The sequence below is a fragment of the Rhizobium sp. WSM1274 genome, from assembly GCF_025200775.1.
Taxonomy (GTDB): domain Bacteria; phylum Pseudomonadota; class Alphaproteobacteria; order Rhizobiales; family Rhizobiaceae; genus Rhizobium; species Rhizobium leguminosarum_I.
This window is the reverse complement of the sequence record NZ_CP104138.1, coordinates 282,601-300,212: the sequence shown is the minus strand read 5'-3', so window position 1 is coordinate 300,212 and position 17,612 is coordinate 282,601. Positions and strand designations below refer to the sequence as shown.

The window sequence follows — 17,612 nt, the reverse complement described above, 5'->3', positions numbered from 1 at the left end:
GGCGGAATGTCATGAGCACCTCATTTGACAGCTACCAACCGATTGGCCTGCAAAGACATAGACCCAGAGCTCGCGCGCAATATCGCATTCGGCGTGAAACCTTCGTGCGGATCGTCCTCTCGGCAATATTTTATATTTCGCTCTGGAGAGCGACCGGCATGTGGTATGGGCTGCCGGCCGACTTCCAGGAGGGCGTCGGCAAAGACCCCATGCCGATGCGACTGTTGCTGATGTCGCTCGTTCCACTCATTGGCCTCTACTGCATCCTGGAGCCCAGGCGCATCTTCGAATTGATTCGCAGCGCCTCGCCGCTGGTCGGCATAGTCTGCTTATGCGTCTTCCTCTCGATTGCTTTTTCCGTCAGCGTCGGAGCCTCGCTCCGAGCCCTCGTCGCCGTCGCATTGCTGACAGCTGGACCCATTCTTTACCGGGCCCGTTACGGAGCCGTTGACACATTTGAAAGCCTGGCGAAGTTTGCGATTGCAACGGCTTTCATCAATATTCTTTACACAGCAGCCTTTCCGCGGTTCGCGGTGATGAGAGGCAGTTATGCCGGGATGGTGAAAGGGGCCTTTTACCACAAAAACATGCTCGGCCAGTTCTCGGCAACAAACTTCATCTTGCTGCTGCCGGCCCTGCCGATGTGGCGTCTGCGCTACTATGATCTCCTGCGATGGGCGGCAATGCTGCTCTACCTCGTGCTCATCGTGCTGGCGAAATCATCGACGGCGATCATCCTGCTTTCGATCGGAATAGCCGTATACTATGGAATGAGCTGGATTCAGCGCTTTCCAGGCCGGATTTTCAGATCCTTCGTCGTTCTTCTTGCATTCGCCCTGCTGGGCTTTGTCGTCTCCGTCGCGTTGATGGGTGTGGCACAGGCGATTGCCGAGTCATTCGGGAAAGACCTTACGCTCAGCGGACGTACGAATGTCTGGGAACAGTTGCTGCCGTTGATCTTCGAGCGGCCCCTTACAGGCTGGGGATTTGCCTTGTTCCGACAGCCCGAAATCATGGAGCAATATGTTCGCCTTACCTGGGACGCTCAATCCACCCACAACACCTATATCGAACTTGCGCTGAACATGGGCATACCCGCCACCATCATCTGGACGTCGTTCGTGGTGGTGCGGCTCGTGGGGAAGATGACCTCGTCACCCCTCAATCAAGCGCTCGCCATCACCAAGAGGAAGGAGGTTGTCATTATCCTCCTGATCCTGATCGGCGCGTTCACCGAAGCCGGAATGATGCTGGCCCCCTTCATCCTATGGCCCCATACCGTGATTGCACTGACGAGCCTCGGCCCGGAGTTCCTGTCCCGCTTCCGCAAACCGACCCAGGCAGGAGCGCAACATGCATCAGGCTAAAAAGATGAGTTCAAATAATCGTAGACTGGTTGGCCTCGATGGAATTCGCGGCCTGGCGGCTATTTGTGTGGCAATGCATCACACCGAAGGGTTTGTCGGCTTTGATGCAGCACCTGCTGCCTACCTCGCCGTCGACCTGTTTTTTTGTCTGAGCGGCTTCGTGATCGGCCACGCCTATGAGAGGAAACTCATTCAGGAGTCTACGCTCTCTGCCAATGATTTCGCCATCAAGCGTCTCATCCGCTTGTATCCCCTCTATCTGCTCGGATTGTTGCTCGGCGTACTCGCATATGCAGGTATGTCGCTCAGCAGAAATCAGCAAATGGATCCCATGCTGTTTGCCACCTCGTTGCTTGCCTCGATGTTCTTCCTGCCGGCGATCGGTGGAACATCGCTGAAGGCGCCGAACTTGTTCCCCTTCAACGGTCCGTCATGGTCCCTGTTCCTGGAGATCGTGATCAACCTCGCCTACGGCTATGCGGCGAGAATGCTGTCCAGCGGCGTGCTCGCACTCATCCTGCTGGCGTCATGGGTTTGGCTGGCGGCGCAAACGCTGGCCCATGGAAGCGCCGACCTGATCCCGCTCGACGGCGCTTTGCTCTCCGGTTTTCCCCGCGTTCTCTTTTCCTTCACCCTCGGCATCTTGATGTACCGCTACCGTGAGCGGCTTTCCCCTTCAGGCATCGGAAAAGCAGTAGCAGTGGCTGTCATCGTCGTCGCGACTGCACTTCTCGTTTTCCAGGCGCCCGCCGCCTTGGTTGGCATTAAGGACCTGATTGTCATCACTGCTCTATTTCCGATCGCCGTGCTTGTCCTTTACACAGCCAACTTCGATGGCGTGCTGCGACAGCCGCTTCTTATTGCGGGAGAGGCGTCTTACGCGCTCTATGCAATTCATGTTCCGCTGCTCGGCTTGCTATTGGGAGCATTGAAAGCCGCTGGCCTGGGGCAACCGCCGGCTTGGGCGATCTTTGCCATCGTTCTTCCATTGATCGTCCTATTGGCCATCATCGTCACCCGCCTCTACGATGAACCGGTGCGCAAAGCGCTCAGCGCCGGAAAGGCCATGAGACTTCGCTGGCGTCGATCCTGATTTTGGCGCGATCAGGGTCACCGGTCACACCGCTTAAATCGAGAGATAGCGCTTCTGCCAATGCAGCCTATGTTCTTGCCATGCGCGCGGCGTGAAGTCGTCATAGGCAGTCTCAGCGATCGCCAGCATCCAGTTCTGCGCCTTGCGGGCCAGCAAGACGCATGACAATTCCGTGCCAGGCTCAACCGTAATGGAAGGCCGATTGGCACCTGGAATGTCGATCCCCTTGTCACGCCACTGGATGCGGATTTCGTCGGGCTCGGATGTCCACTCGCCGGAGGCAACGGAAGCCTTGCCGTCAGGCTTCAAGCGAAGTGGCGGCGGGGTGACATTCAGAAAGCTGCCATCGTTGCGATAGTTGCCATCGATATCACCCGCAGTCGCTCTGCCGTTTCTCTCGAGAACGATGTCCTGTTCGCACCGCAGGAATATGTTGCGCCGAAAGCTGCCGGACCACGGTCGATTGGCGAAGAAGGCGATGTCGCATTGGCTGATGACGTTGTCGTGGATATCGATGTCTTTGCGAAATGCCAGCTCCTGATCCGAAAAGCCGCTCAGGCTGACGCCACGATTGGTGTTTTCGATCCAGTTGTCGTAAACGTGATGCCCGGCGTGGTCCGCCTTGTCGCCGATGCCGTAGCCGAAGGAATAATCATTCATCCTGCCATCGCGCATGATATTGCTGCGCACCACGGCGTCATCCCCAATCGACGAAAAGGAGAAATTCTTGCCGCCGATGAAATTGTATTCGACCAGGTATTTGCGAGTTCTGTCGCAGACCAGCGCGCCCTTGTTCGATGCGCTCGCCGGCGACTGCAGAAAGAGATTGCCGCGGATCACGATATCGGAGCTGATATTGTCGTCGCTGTTTTGATAGGCGAACTGGCAGCAGTCTGCTCCCTCGCCCGGCGCCGCGCCGATGCGATTATTCTCCAGCAACACGTGCGTCGTCTTTGTCAGGTAGATGCCGTCGCCGTTTACATTCTCCGTTTCACAGCGCCTGACGGTGAGATTCTTGCCATTGTGAAATTTGAAGCCTCGAGGAGAATTCTTGACGATAACGTCTTCGATCACCGTATCGGAAAACACCTGATAGGCGACGCCGACATCGGGCGCACCATCGATGACCTGTCCGCGTGTAGACGCGCCGTGAACTTTCTTTCGCAGGATGGCGGTCATTGCATTTCCTTCGATACCGGTGCCGCGGGGAATTAAGCAGAGGGCATGTGGCGGATGTTTGAATATGTGGATATTCAGCTTGTAAACCGCCCATCTCGCAAAAACGACAGTGTCTGGCTCCACATCGTCTTGTTGACGGGTAAGAAAGTGTGGTTTGCCGGAATGACGATATGCGCCGACGCGCCGTCGAGACGGGTGCTCTCCACCGAAACCTTTCCATCATTCGGAACCCTGAGGCCGATGATAAGGGAGGAGACCGGGTCGATGGTCCGATTCCCGGCGATGATGCCAAGTTCATAATCCACAGTGCCAAACAGCTCCGTCATCGCGGTTTGATCGGTAATTAGCTGCTGTCCTGCCGGTCCATAGACCTTCCTGAACAAGGGCCAGTTCTTGAGGAAATCGGCAATCTGACTGCCGCTGTTCGGCGTTCCGACCATCACAACTCTCCCCAGGTTGGCTGGGCGATAGTTCCTGAGAAAAGCGCGGACAATCAGCCCGCCCATCGAATAACCGACGAAATGGACCCGGTCGTCGCCTGCCTCCTTCGCAGCGCCGTCGATCTCAGGTCGGATGATGTCGACGAGGTCGCTGATCGAAAACTTGGTGGAGGGGTAACCGACGTTCACAACCCGATACCCGTGGGCCGACAGGAAGCCGGCGAGCTTCGCCATGCTTTTCTTCGTCCGGGCAATTCCGTGAAACAGGAGAACTGTGTCGTTCATCAGTATCCGCTCAACGGGCTGCTATCGATCAGGCGCCTATCCTTCTAGCTCTCACGGTGAAGCTTGTCACGACAGCCGGCGTTCTCGAATAGCGGCGCGCTTGATGCGGCGTCCCGCTAGTGATCTAGTGGATGCTGAAATGAAGGTGAACTTCAGCAGTCCTTCTGATGAATGTTCGACCGCTCCTGTGCTAGCCTCCTATGCGCGTCTTAAAGACGCCGGCGCTGTAGAGAAAGAAATGCGTGTACGTGACGACCAGCATCCGACATATCGCTAAGCTTGCAGGAACGTCAGTCTCTTCGGTCTCGCGCGTGCTCAACAACAGCGGTTATGCCTCGCCAGAGCTCAGGGAGCGGGTCGAGGCGGCCATCCGAACGCTGAACTACACGCCCAGCAAGGGTGCCCGTATGCTGCGCGGTGCACCAAGCCGGATGATCGGACTGATGCTGCCGTCGATCGAGGTGCCTTTCTTCGGCATCCTCGCCCATGCGATCGAACAGGAACTGTTCCAGCACGGCTATCAGACGCTGATCTGCAGCACGGCGGAAAACATGGACCATGAGGTGCGCTACATCTCCATGCTGCTCGCCCAGCGCATCGACGGCGTCATCGTGGCAAGCGCCTTCGGCAGCATCGAGCATTTCGGGGTGCTGCGGGACGCTGGCATTCCGATCATCGCCATTGACCGCGAGCTGAACGGCATCGCTGACGACGCTGTCATGGCCGATCACGAGGAAGGTGGACGGCTGATGGCGCGCCATCTGATGGGCCTCGGCCACCGGGCAATCGCCATCGTCGGCGCGCCGGCCCACAGTCAGCCGATCCAGCTTCGCCTTCAGGGCATCACGGCGGAGATGGCGAAAAATGCGATCGCGCCTGCCACCGTGGCGATGGCGGAAGAGCACAGCTTTGCAGAGACCTACCGGCTGGCGCGGGAGCTGCTGGCCTCTCGACCTGAGGTCACCGCGATCATCGGCACGACCGACGTTTCGGCGATTGCCGCAATCCATGCCATCCAGGATCGCGGGTTTTCCGTTCCGGGCGACTATTCGGTCGTGGGCTTCGACGATCTGCCGGAGGCTGCCTACGTCTTTCCACGGCTGACAACGGTCGCGCAGCCGATCCGCGATGTCGGACGGCAGGCAGCACAGCTGCTGGAAGCGCTGATCGAAGAGCACCAAACAGGGTACGAATCTCGGCAAGGCGCGATCGTAAAAGTGCCGGTCACGCTGATCGAGCGCGATTCCACCGGCACTGTTCGCAGGACGCGGCCAAGCTAGGGCCGGACGATGACCTTGATCTCGCCCGGCAATGGCGCGTTGCCCACCACGTCGGCGACCTCATCGAGGCTTATGGTTTTGGTGACCAATGCATCCAGTTCCAACGCCCCGCTCGCGACCATTGCCGCAGCGCGCGAATGGGTGAAGGGGTTGAGGTAGGCCGGCCTGATATCGACTTCGTTTACCAGCAGATCGAAGGGCAGAACCGGCACCTCGACACCTGCCGGCGTCACCCCGAAAAGCACGAAGGTGCCACCGCGCCGCGCCATGTTCAGACCGCTTTGCAGCGTGTCGCTGACGCCGGCGCACTCGATGACCACGTCTGCGCCGCCTTTGGTGACCTCCCGAACAGAAGCGATTGTATCCGAAGCGGCCGGTTCGAAGGCGTGCGTGGCTCCCAGGCGCAAAGCGGTTTGGCGTCTGGATAGCTGGCGCGTAATCAAAATGATCTCGCCTGCCCCAGCCAGGCGGGCCAGTTGCACCATGAGCAGGCCGATCACGCCCCCGCCGAGGATAGCAACGCTGTCGCCCGGACGGATCCTTGCCTTGTCGATGGCGTGGATACAGCAGGCCAGCGGTTCACTGAAGGCGCCGTGAACGGGGTCGAGGTCAGCCGGCAGTATGAAGGCCTGGGCCTGCGGCACCGCCACATATTCGGCAAAGCCGCCATCCCGCGTCACCCCGATGGCGGTCAAGCTCTCGCACAAGTTCGGCCGCGCCTGCCTGCAAGCCCGACAGGTGCCGCAGGCAATATTCGGGTCGACCGTCACGAACTCGCCGCCGGTAAACCGTGTCACCCCATCGCCGATCCTTTCGACGATGCCGCAGAATTCGTGGCCGAGCGTCACGGGGATCGCCGTCGGATACTCGCCCTTGTACATGTGGCGATCGGAACCGCAGATGCCGGCCACGGCGACCCGGACAAGCAGCTCGCCCGGCCCGGCAACCGGTTTCTCGACGCTGCGCATGGTCAATGACCCGATCGACTCCAAGCGTACAGCCCTCATTTCACTCCTCCAAAACTCAAGTGATTGTGCTGATGACACGTCCGCCCCCTTGGCATCGACCATCCCGGGCACGGCTCAAGCACTCAGCTCATGACATTGCCGCCGTCGACATTGTAGCACTGCGCCACGATGTACGCTGCATCGGGCCCGGCCAGGAAGGCCGCCATGGCAGCTTGTTCGTGGGGCGCGCCGAATCGTCCGGCGGGGACAGCGGCCGCCACGCGGCGCTTGACGTCACCGGGTTTCAAACCTTCCCGGCTGCCGAGTTTTGCATCGACGACGTCCCACATCGGCGTATCGACGACGCCGGGAGCGATGGCGTTGACGTTGATGCCGCAACGGATCAGCTCCAAAGCGCAGCTTTGCGTGATGCTGATGACGGCCGCCTTGGAAGCGCAGTAAGCCACAGCCGGTCCTTCGCCCCGACGGCCAGCCTGGGACGAGAAGTTGATGATGCGTCCACCTTCCCCTCTCTCCACCATGTGTCGGGCAACGGCCTGCGTCATGAAGATCAGCCCTTCGATATTGACCTGAAATACCCTTGCGGTGCGCTCTCGGGATATTTCCAGAATGGACTCGACGTCGTAAATGCCTGCAGCATTGACCAGGATGTCGATCTTGCCGGCGGTTGATATGGTGAAGCGGACAGCTTCTTCGATGCTGTCCTGGCTGGTCACGTCAAGCGCCACACCCCAGGCATGCGGGCCGATCGCTTCGGCCACCCGTGCGCATCGTTCACCGTCGAGGTCCGCCACGACAACCCTCGCGCCTTCGGCGGCGAACCGTTCGCAGACCGCCTTGCCGATGCCGCTCGCTCCTCCCGTGACCAATGCCACCTTGCCGGAGAGCCGCGCCGTTTCCGCATATGTCATCGCACTGCCTCCATGTTTGCGCCTAGATCGGCAAAGGTGCTGTGTGCGGCTGCCGTAACGAATAGCTTCATGTTTGCTCCTCCCTTTTTGACTGAACGATAATCGGAGCCGCCCTCCTGAGGCGACGCCAATGGGCTAAGCGGATTGCGGGTTCGTCTCCTTCGCCTCGCGAAAAAGGACGGACATGTCGGGGATGCCATCGGTGGCCGTCGCCCCCTTGAGGCAACGCGCAGCTGCGGCATGGGCGACGGCGCAGATATGCTCGACCGGCCAGTTCTCATGCAGGCCGTAGAGCACGGCGGCGCAGAAGGCGTCTCCTGCGCCGACGGTACTGACGATGTCATCGGGATCGACAGGTCGTGAACGCGTGATGATCGTGGAAGCGCCTGATGCAAACCAGAAGCAGGTTTCCGGTGCATGGATGATCGCGCCCTTGGCGACACCAGCCGCAAGCAGGCGCTCGCCCGCTTCCAAAAGCCCCGCCTCGATCAAATCTCCCCTCGCATCGCGAACGATAACGCCGGTTGCCCGCCCCGCCTCCATCTCGTTGATGATCAGATAATCGCAGAAGGGCAGAGCGACACCGACCTTCTTCGCAAATTCCGGGTCTTCGCTCGATACGAAATCCACACAGGTCGTAAGCCCGGCGCGGCGCGCCGCTTCCAGCAGGCGCGACGCTCCCGAACGACCGTCGGGACCAATGCCGTCGAGACCCGGCAACAGCATGAGATAACCGAGATAGAACAGCCGATAGCCGGCCTTGGCGAAGGCTGCGGGTGAGACAAGCTCGTCCGTGACGGCATCGTTGGCGCCGCCATGATAGAAGAAGGTCCGGTTCTGACCGGGCACATTCATGACATGCGTATGCGCCGTCACCCGGTCGGCAAGCGCGATCAGCCCACCGACATCGACGCCGGCAACTGCCAGGCGGGCCTTGACGATTTCGCCGTCCTGATCAGCGCCGATGCATCCCGCCGCCGCCAGCTTTCCGGGAAACCCAAGCGAGGTCAGATCGGTGACGACATTGGCCGCCCCGCCCCCCACGCCCAGATCCTGGTGCAGGATATGCGCGAGATTGCCCTGTTCGGGCCAATAGGACAGGGTGTGGACGCGATCGACAATGAAGTTTCCCGCGCAGACGATGCCGCCATGCTTCTGACCGTCGCGATCGCAAACCTCCTCCCCGGCTCGCATCAGTTGACTCCTTCGTTCCACAAGGGTCTCAGCGGCGGCTCGTCTTCCTCGATCGCGGCGAAGCGTGCGATCGGCTCCAGAAAGAAATTGTCGCTGTTGTCGTCGTTGACCTGACTGACCTCGCCGACAAGCACAGGTCCGCCCTCTTTCCTGCCGTAGAAGCGGTGGTAGAGCCCGGTGCGGATCGTCACGCTCTGCCCAGGCTGGAGAACCAGCGGTTCCCATGCAGCGAGCCGGTGCGCCAGCCCGTCTACCGGCACCGTTAGATCCTCCGCCAGCACATTGCCATCGGCATCGGTTGCGGCGAATTCGATGACGAGATCGCCGCCGGCGCGATTGATGATGTCTTCCATCTTCGCCGCATGACGGTGGGTCGGCGTGACCTGCCCTTCGCCAACGAAGAGCAGCTTTTCGGCATAGGTCCGTTCACCCAAGACATCGACGATGCCATTGCGCAGGCTAAACAGCACGAGACCGCATTCGGCAAACCGGTTCGAGCCGAAATCGGTGACATCCCAACCCAGCTGATGGGCGCGCAAATAGGCTGATGCCTCGGGATGAGCGGCAAAATCCGCCGCCGTCCAGGAACCCCATGCCGGCAGGGACCAGTGCCAGCGCTCGAGGCTCTCGGTTGCCCGCAGCAACGCGGCGTTGATCTCGGAGCGCTGCATCAGGCTGACGCCCCGTCATACTCGACCGGCACCACGACGTCCTCGCGACCGGATTTGAGAGCTGCCGTCAGGACTGCGTGATGCGCCTGCGCCTCGGCCGGCGTCGCGCAGCCGAAACCGTTGGCATTGCCGCCGGCAAGCTCATCGACGAAGGCCGCCCACATCTGCTGTATGGCGTCGGCAAAACCGAATTCGAAGATCTTGCCTGTTATGGCCGGAAATAGCGAGCCATAACCCAGATCCTCGGTACTCCAAGCCTGCGCTCCGCCATTATAGTCCATCCACTGCCATTGGCGCGGCGACTTCGTGCTGAAGAACGCGCTTTTCTTCATGCCGAGAACTCTTAGGTACCAGGTGTTGGATTCGCCGGGCGCGATGCGCCAGGTTTTCAGCACCATCGGGAAATCCTGATCCCCGGTGCGCACGCGGCTGCTGATCGTGGCATTGTCCCAGGTGGTGCAGGGCAACATGCCGCCCTTGCCGTCAGGACGTTCGGTGACCTTTTTGACCAATTGTGCATGCAGGGTCGTCGGGCGCCAGCCGAGACGCAGCGGCACGTGCAGCACATGCATGCCGAGATCACCCATGCAGCCGTAGTCGCCATTGATATCGGCCATGCGCTTCCAGTTGATCGGCTTCTGCCGGTCGATATCCGAAGAGTGCAGGAAACCCGCCTCGACTTCGATTATATCCCCCATCTCGCCGCTTTTTGCGAGCGCGATGACCTTCTGCGCGCCGGGGAAGAAAGGCATTTCCGACGAGCAGCGGACCAGAAGTTCCGGATGCTCGGCGAGAACCGCCATCATCTCCCGGTTCTGCGCGGCGTCCATGCCGAAGGGCTTTTCACCGAGAAGATGTTTTCCGGCCTTCAGGATGTCGATGTAGAATTGCTGGTGCAGCACATGCGGGACGGCGCAATAGACCGCATCGACCTCGGGATTGGCCAGAAGCTCCTTATAGTCAGCGGTGAACTGGCGAACAGTCGGCACATGATCCCTGAACCAGTCGAGCAGCGTCGCGTTGGTATCACAGACGGCGACGATTTCCGGTCGCGCTTTCACATCGGCCAGATGCAGCCAGCGCGCCGCAGCGCTCGCAAACTCGCGTCCCATCAGACCGCAGCCGATGACGCCGAAGCGGAATATTTTCGTCATGACATCTCCTCCCAGACGCGCATCAGCCAATATGCAGCGAAGCTTGCTCGACGGAAGCCTTGTCATGGACGATGGCCATCAAGGCCCGCGTCATGCCGGCGGGATTGTGATGCTGGATAACGTTGCGGCCATAGACGATGCCACGGGCGCCCTGCTCCATCAACTCTCTGGTGCGGATCAGGATTTCCTGATCCGAAACGCGGCCGCCGCCGCGCACGAGCACCGGCAGACCTTGGGCGATCTCGACCACGCGGTGATATTCCTCGACATTGTCGCAGGGGTCGGCCTTGATGATATCGGCGCCAAGTTCAGCCGCCTGGCGCACCAGCGGCAAGATCTTGTCGATCGCGCCATCGACCATGTAGGCGCCCTTGGAATTGTCCTGCATGACGAGCGGCTCGACCATCAGCGGCATGCCGTAGATCTCGCATTCACGTTTCAGGCTGTTCACATTGCGCACGCAGGCGCGATAGACTTCCGGCTGGTCCGGAAGCATCAAAAGATTGACGACGACACAAGCAGCATCCAATGCGACGCCCTGCTCCACCGCCCTGTCAATCATTTCGGAAAACAGCTGAGACGGCAGGGGATTGCCATAGATGTTGGCGATGTCGGTGCGCAGCACCAGTGCCGGACGCTGCTTGCCGGGGATCGCCTGCAGAAGGGGTGCCGTGCCCGGCGGCAGCTGAATGGCATCCGGCGCCGCTTGCGCGATCACCTCGATGGCGGTCTTCATGTTCTCGATGCCGGCGAGGAAGGTTCGTTCATTGAACATGCCGTGATCGATGGCCACGTCAAAACAATTTCCAGACACGCCGAAAAGTCGGTTCAATCGCGCGGATTTCATCGAATTCCTCCCAGATATGGTAACGTTTCCACATTCGAATAAACGGAGCAAGATGGCGAGTCAAGAAAATGTGGAAACGTTTCCATGCCGCCTCGTCCTGGAAGGACTACCAACAGGTGAATCCTGCATCGACGTTGACGATCGCCCCGGTCATGAGGCTGGAGGCGCCTGACGCAAGGAAGAGGACCGCGCTGGCAACCTCCTCCGGCGTTCCCATTCTTCCCATCGGCGTGTCGGCGAGCCAAAGCGGGATACGCTCGCGATTGGCTTCGACGGCCACCACCATCGGCGTCTCGATGTAGGTGGGTGCGACGGCGTTTACCCTGATGCCGTGATGCGCCCACTCGGCGGCCAACGAGCGCGTGAGGTGATGGACCGCCGCCTTGGAAACGTTATAGGCGGTCTGAGGCTGGGGCCGGTTGCAGATGTGCCCCGACATCGAGCCGAGGTTGACGATGGCGCCGCGTTTCATCGAAATCATCGGACGACCGAAGGCGCGCGAGCACCAGAAGACGCCATTGAGATTGACGTCCATCATGCGCAGCCAATCGGCGTCGGTGAGATCCTGCGCCGGGATGCCGTTCTGGCCAATTCCGGCATTGTTCACCAGGATCGTCGCCGGCCGCCCGCCATCGGCAAGCTCGGTTGCGATCGCCTCCATTCGGGCCGCGTCGGTGACGTCGCCGACCCGGACTTCGACGTCGTAGCCTCTATCCCGGAGAGCAAGCGCTTGCTCAGCGTCGCTCTCACTGCGTTCGATGACAACGACAGCGGCGCCCGCTTCGGCCAGCGCCTCGGCGCAGCAGAGCCCGATCGCACGCCCTCCGCCCGTGACCACTGCCCGTTCACTGTCAACGCGAAATTTCTGCTGGTAGCTCATCTCACCTCTCCTCAAATGTCAAAGGCGCTGGGAAGCACGACGATATCGCGGATGGTAACGTTGCGCGGCCGGGTCAGCATGAAGATGATCGCGTCGGCGACTTCCTTGGGCTCGATCAAGGCTCCGGCCTCCTTGGCCTTGCGAAGGTTTTCCTCCGGCCAATCCGCAAGCAAAGCGCTGATCACCGGCCCGGGAGAAACCGATCCCACACGAATGCCGTTTTTCAGAAGCTGGCGTCGCATCGTTTGGACGAAGCAGGTCATCGCCCATTTCGACGACGAATAGACCGGTTCCCATGGAATCGCCGAATGTCCGGCGACGGAACTGGTGACGACAATGTCGCCGGTGCCACGTTCGATCATGTGCGGAATGACGTTTCGAACGTTCTTGATGACGACATTGACGTTGAGATTGAGCATTCGATCGATGGTATCGAGATCGGTTTCCATCAGGTCGCCGCCGATATAGGTGCCTGCATTGGCATGCAGGATGTCGAGCTTGCCGGCCTTCGACAGGATGCCCTCGAGCAGCCCCGCGCACTGGTGCGGATCCAGCAAGTTGACCACCAACGGAATAGCGCGTTCGCCAAGCCGGGCACAAACCGTCTCAAGGGCCTTCTCATCGCGGTCGACCAGCACGACCATCGCGCCAGCGGCAAGCATTGCCTCCGTCGAAGCCAATCCTATTCCGGACGCAGCACCCGTGACCGCCGCGATCTTCCCGTTCAATTCGTTCATCGTTTTCTCCTCCTGTCTTGATCCTGATTGTCAATTCTTCCCGACGCCGCAGGCGGCGTGATAGTCCGAGAGACTCTTCGTCACTCTCCAGATCAAAACCTGTTCCGGATCGAGCGGCGCATCTGCGAAATCCTGTGCCGCCGGCATGTGTTGCCACAGCAAGGGCAGCGGTACGATTTGCCCTCGAAGGGCCTCGCACAAGCGTCGGACGGCTTCTTGCGCTTCAGCCGACGCCCAATAATAGCGGATACGGTCAGACAGCGAATAGTGCCGCAGCCAGCGCATCTCGGCGTTTGTGCCGTCGTAGTGGCGTCTCCAGTTGCCTGGCTGGTCGACCATCAGCGCTTCCATCGCCTGATAAAGCGGACGCTGGCCGTAATCGGGCAAAAGATCCGAAGCGATCACATCCAGCGCATAGAGCGCTTCGCGCAGGACGAAGGTCAGCTCGGGACCGACCTTCAGAATGGGAAACCCGTCCTCCACCAGCGCGGTCAACGGCCGGGCTCCCTGATAGTCCGTCGAGTGCGCCTCGAAGACGAATTGCGGCTCGTCGGTGAGCACCGATTTCAGCGCGTCTATCTTGCTCCGGTCGTAAAGGACGACATTCTGATTGCCGAACTCGACGCCCGGCTGCACGACCAGCCCGATGGCTCTTTCAAACGCCTGGCCGAGTCCGGCCTCCGCAAAGATCCGGCGGTGGACTTCGATCGTCTTCAACGCCGCCGCGGCAGCCGTTGGTTCGATGGTTGTCAGGGCATGATCGGCCCCGCCTGGCGGCGGCACTTCGGTGCCGATGACATAAACCGGCATTGCGCCGCCGGCCCTCTTCGCCGAGACCTCGGCGACCGCCGCAAGCCGGGCGGCGCGATGGGCGGTGGTTTCGTCATCGAGCGCCACCGGCTCGCCCTTGCAGCCCATCGAGGCATCGAGGTGAATCTTGCGGAATCCGGCCTCGACATAGGCGGCAACCATCTTCTCCGCCTCGGCCATGGCCTCTTCCACCGGGCGGTCGCGCCAAGGATTGGGGCCGAGGTGATCGCCGCCGAGAATGATGAGTTTTTCGGGGCACCCCTCTTCGACGGCTATTTTGCCGACGAGGGACGCGAAGTCGTTTGGCGTCATCCCGGTGTAGCCGCCGAGGTGGTTGACCTGGTTGCAGGTCGCTTCGATCAGGACGGTGCTCTCATGTTGCCGCCCGTGTCGGAGTGCGGCCCGAAGCACGATTGGGTGGGCGGAGCATACGGAGGTCACGCCTTTGGGGCGGCCCTCCATCCTCAGCTTGGCCAGGTCGTTGAGATGCACCTGCATCATGGGCGCCTTTCCGTTGAAGCGATAAATGCATCGAGTTCCTGACGGGTGCCGGCGCCCTCCATCGGACCCAGGACCGTCACGTTACGGGCGCCGGCGGCCGAGGCATAGGTCAGAGATTGCTGCGGAGACATTCCGAGCCGCCGGCAGGTGAGATAGGCACCGCCGAAGCAGTCGCCGGCGCCGGTGGGGTCGACCTCTTGAACGACGAATGCCGGTGCGTCGATGCGATCTCCTTGCCTGCCGAAATAGGTCGCGCCTTCGGCTCCGCGCTTCAGCACGATCTCCTTGACGCCCATCTCGAACAAGCGGCGGATCGCTTCTGCCTCGCCTTCGACACCTGCGGCGCGCTCAAGCTCCTCTCCGGACGGCAGAAGCAGATCGGCGGCGGCGATAAGCTTGGAAAACCGGCGCTCGGTGTCCTTGTCCAGCTTCAATTCCTTGCGAATGTTCGGATCCACCGAGAGCGTTCCCCCGCGGGCCTTGACGATGTCGACCGCCTGGTGGATCACCTCACGCGCACTGCGAACCGAGAGAGCCGAGCCCATCACGTGAACATGACCGCTCCGATTGATGAGGTCGCCGACCGTTTGAGACCAGCCGAAGCGCGCAGCTGCCGATGTGGCGATGTTGTAGACGAAATCCCGGGAGCCATCCCTGCGGTAGCGGACAAAGGCGCTTCCTGTGGGATAATCCGGATCGATCGAGATCGTCGAAATATCGACGCCGTCGCGTTTGAGGCGATCCGTATTGACACGACCGAAATCGTCATCGCCGACGGCGCCCACCATGGCGGCCTTGCCGCCGAGGCGGCCGCACTGCGAGATGAAGATCGCCGGCGCTCCGCTCGCAAACGGACCGACAAGCGGCTGCGCTTCGAGAAACCCGTCTCCGACCGTCGTGGCGACGATCTCGACGAGGATCTCCCCTACGCAAACCGTGGGACCAAGCGCGTCCGGAGCCAGTACTGTAGCCATTTGCAATCCTGCTTTCGATCGTTCTTGTCGTCAACTCGTCGGTGCCTGGACCGGCGCACCGTCTTCGCTGCCGAACTCCTCGCTCTCCAATGACAGAAAGCGCTGGTGCAACATGCATGCCGCCCCGAAGGCGGAACCGAACTCCGCATCACCATCCACGACGACCTCCGGCGTGGGAAAAGGGATGTTCTGCCCCTCCGACATGTGAACCGCCACGCGGGCGGCCACCATCGGGTAGAGGGATGCCACGGAGCCACCCAGCACGATCCTGTCGGGGTCGAGCAGGCGACAGGCCTGCAGCAATGCGTATGCGAGATGGCGCGACCAGGTTTCGGCGATATTGACGGCAGCTGGGACACGGTCGCGAACACCGCTGAGGAAATCCTGCAGATCCGCGTCCTCTCGGCCGACAACCTCACGATACTGCCTGATGAGCACCTCGCGACCGATCAGTTGTTCAAACTTCTGACCGCCGCTCCCCGGCACCAGGGTGTGGCCGATTTCTCCCGCCAGGCCGTGGCCGCCCCGGAACAGCTTGCCATCGATCATGATGCCGCCGCCGACGCCCGTTTCCATCAGCAGGAACAGGGTCACGCCTGCGGCGCCGTGACGATAGCTGTCACCGATCGCAAATGCGTTGGCATCGTTTTCAACCGCGATCGGGACGGCGGCCGGGAAGGCGGCCAGGAAGGCGGATTGGCCAATCTCCTTCAACGACACCTCTCGCCAGCCGATGATGGGTGCGAGGGTGACAATTCCGTCGGGCCGGATGTGGGCCGGCGCCGATATGCCGAGACCTTTGCACCGCCCGATCATCCTCTTTTCCATCGCACTGACAATCAGCTCGACGCCCTGCGCCACGGCCTCCTCCACCGTCGAAGACATGCTGTCGAACGCCATCTTCCGACATGCCCGGACGTCGGCGGAGAGATCGATAACTGCCGCCGAGATATGCTCGACGCCAATCTCTATCCCGACGAAGAATGCCGCATCGGGGACCAGTTCGAGCATGATGCCCGGGCGCCCGGCACGGGAATGTTCCAGGCGCTGCCTGCCGCTCTCGTCCGACTCCTGAACGAACCCGCCTTCCGTCAGTTCGGCGACGATCTCTCCCGAGGATGAGCGATTCATCCCGAGCTTCCGGGCGAGATCCGCGCGGCTGAGGCTTCGGTGAGCATAGATCGTCTGCAAGGCGGCGACGATATTGTTCTGCCGGATCCTGCGCGGCGAACTTCCGATGGAGACGGTGTCGTTCATATTTCAATTCCCTTCAAGTCGCCCAACCCTTACACGACTGGAACAGGCTGTCAGAAGGATAATCAGGGCCGCGCGTTTGTGGCGCGGCGACGCTTGGCCTCGTCATATTTCAGCTCGATGTAGCGCTTCGCGTGCGCCGCAAGCGGATCATTATCCTCCCAGGTGTCGCGCCAGATCGCGCAGGCGAGCGACAGGCCTTCGTCGACGACCGTCGTCGAGAAGCTCTCGAATACGATGTCGCCGATGTAGTCGATGTCGAGCAGAGCGTCGAAGATCAGTTCGAAGTTGATGACGCCGTCGCCGAGATAGCCGCGATTGCTCTCGCCGATGTGGAAGTAGCCGATCTTGTCGCCGGCCAGGCGGATCGCCGCCGCCGGATTGGCTTCCTCGATGTTCATATGGAACGTGTCGAGGTGGAGACGAACATGTTCCGATCCCGTCTCGGCGATGAACTTCAGCCCCTGCGCCGCCGTGTTCAGCAGGTTCGTCTCGAACCGGTTGACAACCTCCAGGACCAGGTCGACGTTCGCTTGTCTCGCGACTTCGGCGGTCGCGGCGATCGCGGCGACGCTGTTATCCCAGCCCTTCTTCGTCGGCTGGCGATTGTATTTGGTGTGCGCGGAATAGAGAATCCCGCCGAGCTTGTTGCCGCCGATATCGCGGACCGCACGAACGGCGTCGGCCAGCGTCTGCTTGCCAGCGGATACCGCAGAGGTATCCTCGCTCGATACGTCCTTGTCGAGCGGCAGACCCATCGTCACGCCAATCTCGACATCAAGCGACTGCGCAAGCTTTGCCAGTCGATCCAGATTGAATTTCTCGGGGCGCAGATAGGCAAATTCGATGGTGCGATATCCGTGTTCGGCCGTCTTGTTGAGGGCCATCTCCAGCCCTTCCTGCGTTTGGCCGCCTGTCCATACAAATGAATGGATACCCAATCGACGCATAGCCTTTTCCTCCAAAAAATGCCTTTGGCTGCGCACAGTGCTATGCCATTTAGTTTGGCAAGACAACAAATAATTTTGGTTGAAATTTTTTTGCTGCTTTGCGAAATGACCTTGCAA

At 60.5% G+C, this 17,612-nt stretch carries 17 protein-coding genes; 3 read left to right on the top strand and 14 right to left on the bottom strand.

Going from position 1 to position 17,612, the window contains the following annotated elements:
• The first annotated feature begins 11 nt into the window (after positions 1-11).
• Both N2600_RS01500 and N2600_RS01495 read left to right on the top strand, forming a co-directional pair.
• Positions 12-1,367, top strand: coding sequence for an O-antigen ligase family protein (locus N2600_RS01500; protein WP_017966986.1), 1,356 nt, complete (start codon positions 12-14; stop codon positions 1,365-1,367).
• A 67-nt stretch (positions 1,368-1,434) separates the two neighbouring features.
• A complete protein-coding gene (locus N2600_RS01495; RefSeq protein ID WP_311202884.1) occupies positions 1,435-2,460 on the top strand; it encodes an acyltransferase family protein in 1,026 nt (341 codons plus the stop codon).
• A gap of 33 nt (positions 2,461-2,493) precedes the next feature.
• On the opposite strand, the gene N2600_RS01490 is transcribed toward N2600_RS01495, so the two are convergent.
• Entirely contained in the window at positions 2,494-3,639 is a 1,146-nt protein-coding gene (locus tag N2600_RS01490; RefSeq protein ID WP_260297763.1) for a right-handed parallel beta-helix repeat-containing protein, read from the bottom strand.
• 74 nt (positions 3,640-3,713) lie between these two features.
• Positions 3,714-4,364, bottom strand: a complete 651-nt coding sequence (locus N2600_RS01485) for a lipase family alpha/beta hydrolase (protein ID WP_260297762.1) — start codon at positions 4,362-4,364, stop codon at positions 3,714-3,716.
• Positions 4,365-4,612: 248 nt separating this feature from the next.
• On the opposite strand from N2600_RS01485, the gene N2600_RS01480 reads away from it, so the two are divergent.
• The gene (locus tag N2600_RS01480) at positions 4,613-5,644 is read left to right on the top strand and encodes a LacI family DNA-binding transcriptional regulator (RefSeq protein WP_162117853.1); all 1,032 of its coding nucleotides are present in this window, start codon (positions 4,613-4,615) and stop codon (positions 5,642-5,644) included.
• Here the strand turns inward: N2600_RS01480 and N2600_RS01475 are convergent.
• The 12 genes from N2600_RS01475 to N2600_RS01420 all read right to left on the bottom strand — a co-directional run bounded on the left by N2600_RS01475 (position 5,641) and on the right by N2600_RS01420 (position 17,495).
• Positions 5,641-6,651, bottom strand: a complete 1,011-nt coding sequence (locus N2600_RS01475; protein WP_260298866.1) for a zinc-dependent alcohol dehydrogenase family protein — start codon at positions 6,649-6,651, stop codon at positions 5,641-5,643. The two genes, N2600_RS01480 and N2600_RS01475, sit on opposite strands and share 4 nt — an antisense overlap.
• 83 nt (positions 6,652-6,734) lie before the next feature.
• Positions 6,735-7,523: an L-iditol 2-dehydrogenase gene (locus N2600_RS01470; RefSeq protein WP_260297761.1), complete on the bottom strand. Its 789-nt coding sequence runs from the start codon at positions 7,521-7,523 to the stop codon at positions 6,735-6,737.
• Between the two features lie 135 nt (positions 7,524-7,658).
• A complete protein-coding gene (locus N2600_RS01465; protein WP_260297760.1) occupies positions 7,659-8,717 on the bottom strand; it encodes a carbohydrate kinase family protein in 1,059 nt (352 codons plus the stop codon).
• On the bottom strand, positions 8,717-9,388 hold the full coding sequence (locus N2600_RS01460; protein ID WP_162117857.1) for a D-lyxose/D-mannose family sugar isomerase: 672 nt from the start codon (positions 9,386-9,388) through the stop codon (positions 8,717-8,719). Before N2600_RS01460 ends, N2600_RS01465 begins: the two co-directional genes overlap by 1 nt.
• The gene (locus N2600_RS01455) at positions 9,388-10,542 is read right to left on the bottom strand and encodes a Gfo/Idh/MocA family protein (protein WP_162117858.1); all 1,155 of its coding nucleotides are present in this window, start codon (positions 10,540-10,542) and stop codon (positions 9,388-9,390) included. Before N2600_RS01455 ends, N2600_RS01460 begins: the two co-directional genes overlap by 1 nt.
• 22 nt (positions 10,543-10,564) lie before the next feature.
• Positions 10,565-11,389 carry a class I fructose-bisphosphate aldolase gene (locus tag N2600_RS01450; protein ID WP_017966976.1) on the bottom strand — a complete coding sequence of 275 codons (825 nt, stop codon included), beginning with the start codon at positions 11,387-11,389 and terminating at the stop codon, positions 10,565-10,567.
• Positions 11,390-11,495: 106 nt separating this feature from the next.
• Entirely contained in the window at positions 11,496-12,269 is a 774-nt protein-coding gene (locus tag N2600_RS01445; protein WP_260297759.1) for an SDR family NAD(P)-dependent oxidoreductase, read from the bottom strand.
• An 11-nt stretch (positions 12,270-12,280) separates the two neighbouring features.
• Positions 12,281-13,006: an SDR family oxidoreductase gene (locus tag N2600_RS01440; RefSeq protein WP_260297758.1), complete on the bottom strand. Its 726-nt coding sequence runs from the start codon at positions 13,004-13,006 to the stop codon at positions 12,281-12,283.
• A gap of 30 nt (positions 13,007-13,036) precedes the next feature.
• A complete protein-coding gene (locus N2600_RS01435) occupies positions 13,037-14,317 on the bottom strand; it encodes a D-tagatose-bisphosphate aldolase, class II, non-catalytic subunit (protein ID WP_260297757.1) in 1,281 nt (426 codons plus the stop codon).
• Positions 14,314-15,291, bottom strand: coding sequence for a tagatose kinase (locus tag N2600_RS01430; protein ID WP_260297756.1), 978 nt, complete (start codon positions 15,289-15,291; stop codon positions 14,314-14,316). The genes N2600_RS01435 and N2600_RS01430 overlap by 4 nt, the downstream gene beginning before the upstream one ends.
• Before the next feature lie 30 nt (positions 15,292-15,321).
• Positions 15,322-16,548 (bottom strand): ROK family transcriptional regulator, encoded by a 1,227-nt coding sequence (locus N2600_RS01425; protein WP_260297755.1) that lies wholly within the window; start codon positions 16,546-16,548, stop codon positions 15,322-15,324.
• A gap of 62 nt (positions 16,549-16,610) precedes the next feature.
• Entirely contained in the window at positions 16,611-17,495 is an 885-nt protein-coding gene (locus N2600_RS01420; RefSeq protein ID WP_162117864.1) for a sugar phosphate isomerase/epimerase family protein, read from the bottom strand.
• Between the last annotated feature and the right edge of the window lie 117 nt (positions 17,496-17,612).